General features: G+C 73.2%; 5 protein-coding genes. All 5 read right to left on the bottom strand.

Features of this window, described 5'->3' with window-relative positions:
• A partial coding sequence (locus tag C3486_RS36320; protein ID WP_258053208.1) for an aminotransferase class V-fold PLP-dependent enzyme occupies positions 1-673 on the bottom strand: 673 nt, incomplete at its 3' end.
• A gap of 102 nt (positions 674-775) precedes the next feature.
• Positions 776-1,204, bottom strand: coding sequence for a transcription antitermination factor NusB (gene nusB, locus C3486_RS36315; protein WP_103837111.1), 429 nt, complete (start codon positions 1,202-1,204; stop codon positions 776-778).
• A 2-nt stretch (positions 1,205-1,206) separates the two neighbouring features.
• Positions 1,207-1,773, bottom strand: coding sequence for an elongation factor P (gene efp / locus C3486_RS36310; protein ID WP_103837110.1), 567 nt, complete (start codon positions 1,771-1,773; stop codon positions 1,207-1,209).
• 68 nt (positions 1,774-1,841) lie between these two features.
• Positions 1,842-2,960, bottom strand: a complete 1,119-nt coding sequence (locus C3486_RS36305; protein WP_103837109.1) for an aminopeptidase P family protein — start codon at positions 2,958-2,960, stop codon at positions 1,842-1,844.
• A 140-nt stretch (positions 2,961-3,100) separates the two neighbouring features.
• The coding region (locus C3486_RS36300; RefSeq protein ID WP_103837108.1) for an AAA family ATPase at positions 3,101-3,837 on the bottom strand (737 nt) is incomplete at its 5' end.

Below are 3,837 nucleotides of genomic sequence, written 5' to 3'. Positions count from 1 at the left end.
CGCTTCGGCGGCCCAACCGGAGCTGGCCCAGGTACCAGCCGCCGATGCAGGCGTCGACGTGGCAGAGCACGCCGCGTGCCGCCGCGGCCGCGGCCGCCTCCGCCACCGGGTCGATGACCCCGTGCGCGTACGAGGGCGCGGAGACCACCACGAGCGCGGTCCGGCCGGTCAGCGCGGCCGCGACGTCGGCCGCGCGCACGCGGTGGGTGCCGGGGTCGACGGGGACGGTTACTGCGCGCAGTCCGAAGAGCGCCGCGGCCTTGTGGAAGGCGGCGTGCGCCGTCTCGGGCAGGAGCATTTCCGGCGCACTGACCCCGCGCGTCCGGCGCGCGTGCTCACGCGCCGTGAGCACGGCCAGGAGACAGCTCTCGGTGCCGCCGCTGGTAAAGGTGCCGGCGGTGGCCGCGGTGCCGCCCAGCGGCCGGGCCGCGGCGCCCACGAGGTCGTTCTCCAGTGCGACGACGCTCGGGAAGGCCGTCATGTCCAGGCCGTTGACCCCGGCGAAGCGGGCGTGAGCGGCGGCCGCCAGCTCCTCGGTGCCGGGCAGCCCGGAGTCGTACGCCATGGTCCGGCCGCCGTGCACCGGCAGGTCGGCGGCGCGCGGGGCGTCCAGGCGGGCGAGGAGGGTGCCGGGATCGTCCCCGGCGGCTCGGTGTGCGGCAGATGCGGACATCTGGCCGAACGCAGGGCAGGCGCCGCAACGGCACCGGGCCCGGAGCGGAAAAGGATCCGCTCCGGGCCCGGTGGATGCGTGCGGAGCCGCTGCCGGCGGGTCTCAGCCCCGGCGCAGGCTCGGCTTCAGGTCCTTCAGACGGCCGAGCATGCCGTTCACGAAGGACGGCGAGTCGTCGGTGGAGAACTCCTTGGCCAGCTGCACGGCCTCGTCGATCACGACCGCGTCCGGAGTCTCGTCCACCCAGATCAGCTCGTAGGCGCCGAGCCGCAGGATGTTGCGGTCGACGACCGGCATCCGGTCGAGCGTCCAGCCGACCGCGTACTGCGCGATCAGCTCGTCGATCCGCTCGACGTGGTCGGCGTACCCCTCGACGAGCTGGAGGGTGTACTCGTTGACCGGGGGCTGCCGGGGGTCGGTCCGGGCGTGCCGCATCCAGTCCGCGAGCACGGTCTGCACGTCGGCGCCGCGCTGGTCGGCCTCGAAGAGGATCTGGAAGGCGCGCTTGCGGGCCTTGTTGCGGGCAGCCACGGTTAGCTGTTCACCCGACCGAGGTACTCGCCGGAGCGGGTGTCGACCTTGATCTTCTCACCCGTGGTGATGAAGAGCGGGACCTGGATGACGTGGTCGGTCTCCAGCGTGGCGGGCTTGGTGCCGCCGGTGGAGCGGTCGCCCTGGACGCCCGGCTCGGTCTCCTTGATGGTCAGCTCGACCGCGGCGGGCAGCTCGACGTAGAGCACCTCGCCGTCGTGCTGCGCCACGACGGCCTCGAAGCCCTCGATGAGGTAGTTCGCGGCGTCACCGACGACCTTGCGGTCGATGTGCAGCTGGTCGAAGGTGTCCATGTCCATGAAGACGAAGTACTCGCCGTCCATGTACGAGAACTGCATCCCGCGCTTGTCGACGTTGGCCGTCTCGACCTTCACGCCGGCGTTGAAGGTCTTGTCCACCACCTTGCCGGAGAGCACGTTCTTCAGCTTGGTACGGACGAAGGCCGGGCCCTTGCCGGGCTTGACGTGCTGGAACTCGACAACGGACCACAGCTGGCCCCCTTCGAGCTTGAGCACCATGCCGTTCTTGAGGTCGTTCGTGGATGCCACGGTTGCGGTATCTCCTGGACTGCAGGTGGTGGGGACCCGGAAGACGCACGCTCCGAGCCCGTCAAGGCTCAGAGGGCGAGCAGCTCCTTGGTCGTGATCGTGAGTAGCTCTGGCCCGCCGTCCGCCTCGGGGCGGACGACGAGTGTGTCGTCGATCCGGACACCGCCTCGGCCCGGGAGGTGTACCCCAGGATCGACGGTGACCGGCACGCAAGCGTCCAGTTTACCCATGGCCGCAGGTGACAGCTGAGGGTCCTCGGCGATTTCGAGCCCGACACCGTGCCCGGTCCACGGTCCGAGCCCCTCTTCGTGGCCCCCGGACGCCAGTACCTGACGTGCCGCGCGGTCCACTTCGCGGCACTCCACACCCGGCGCCAGGGCCTCCCGGCCGGCCCTCTGGGCTGCGAAGACGAGGTCGTACAGCTCGATCTGCCAGTCAGCGGGGGTGGTGCCGATGACGAACGTGCGGCCGATCTCGCAGCGGTAGCCGCGGTAGTCGGCGCCCAGGCTCACGGTGAGAAAGTCGCCCTCCTCGACCCGGCGGTCCGTGGGCAGATGACCGGGGCGGCCGGAGTGCGGGCCCGTGGCGACGGAGGTGGGGAAGGCCGGGCCGTCCGCGCCGTGGTCGACGAGCCGGCGCTCCAGCTCCAGCGCCAGATGGCGTTCGGTGCGGCCCACGAGGATCGACTCCAGCAGCTCGCCGAGGGCCTGGTCGGTGATCTCGGCAGCGATCCGCAGGCAGGCGATCTCGTCGGGGTCCTTCACCAGCCGCTGCGCCTCCACCGCGCAGCCCAGGTCGGTGAGGCGCAGCCCGGGCGCGACGGAGCGCAGCGCACGGTGGCGGGCCACGGTGAGGTGGTGCTCCTCCACGGCCAGCGCCTCGGCCCCGGCCTTCGCCGCGAGGTCGGCGGCGGCGACGGCCGGGTCGCCGGTGTGCGCGGGCAGCAGGCTGACCCGCAGGTCCTCGGCGGGGCGCCCCTCGGACGGATCGCCGGTCGGCTCGGTGGGACAGAGCAGGGTGTCGCCGCCCTCGTGCAGCAGCAGCGTGGCCCCGCGCGGCGCGCAGCCGGCGAGGTAACGGATGTTGGCGGGGCTCGAAACGAGTGCAGCGGCGGTGTCGGTCGCGCCCGCGCCGGTGCCGACCGCGGCATAGCGGTCACGCAACCGGGCGCGTCGGGTTGCGTACATGTCTGGCATGTACCGAGCGTACGAGTACGCCGGGCCTCGCGCCCTTTGAGCGCGTCTGTGGGGGTTTCCGGCCTGGTCGTGCGGGTGCGCGCGAGTCCTCGGCGGACGGCCGCGCGCGGACGCACCGGGCCGGCGGCCCGTCACCAGGCCGGCGGGCTGGCCAGGCTGCGGGCCACGACCTCGTCGAGCATCCGGGCCGTGGTGGCGACGTCGTGGCTGGAGTTGTCGATGATCGGCAGGCCCGAGCTGTACCAGCCGGCCATCCGGCCGTGGATGCGGGCGACCTCCTCGTCGCTGAGGCGGCGGTTGCCGCTGCGCTGCGCGTTGCGTTCGAGGACGATCTCCAGGCCGGGCAGCAGGACGACCGGCAGCAGTCCCGGCCCGACGTGGCGCTTCCAGCCGCCCAGCCCGACGACCGGGCGGTCGGGGAAGACGGCGTCGTCGAGGATGCAGGAGATGCCGTTGGCGAGGAAGTTGCGCGCGGCGAAGCCGCAGGTCCGGCGGGCGAGACGGTACTGCGCCTCGGAGTGGTCGTTCCAGCCCTGCTGCGGGTCGGCGAAGCCGGAGCGGACCCATTCGCGCACGTCGTCCAGGCTGATGTGCGCGGTGGGCACGCGGCGGATGTCGGCCCAGTGCCGGGCGACGCTGGTCTTGCCGGCGCCCGCGGGGCCGATGAGCAGCACCGCGACGGCGGCGTGCGCGGCGTCCGGCGCCGCCGTGCCGGGCGGCGGCGTGGGCAGCGCGACGGGGTTGCCGGGCGGCAGCTGGATGTGGCCCGTGGTCTCCGGGCGCGGCGCCTGCCGGCCGCCGGTCCAGCCGGCGGGCGCACCCTGCGGCGGAGGCGGCGGCCCCGTCGGCGCACCCTGCGGCGGAGGCG

The sequence above is a fragment of the Streptomyces sp. Ru73 genome, from assembly GCF_002920575.1.
Classification (GTDB): Bacteria; Actinomycetota; Actinomycetes; order Streptomycetales; family Streptomycetaceae; genus Streptomyces.
The sequence above is the reverse complement of the archived record's forward strand: the minus strand, read 5'-3'. Positions and strand labels throughout refer to the sequence as shown.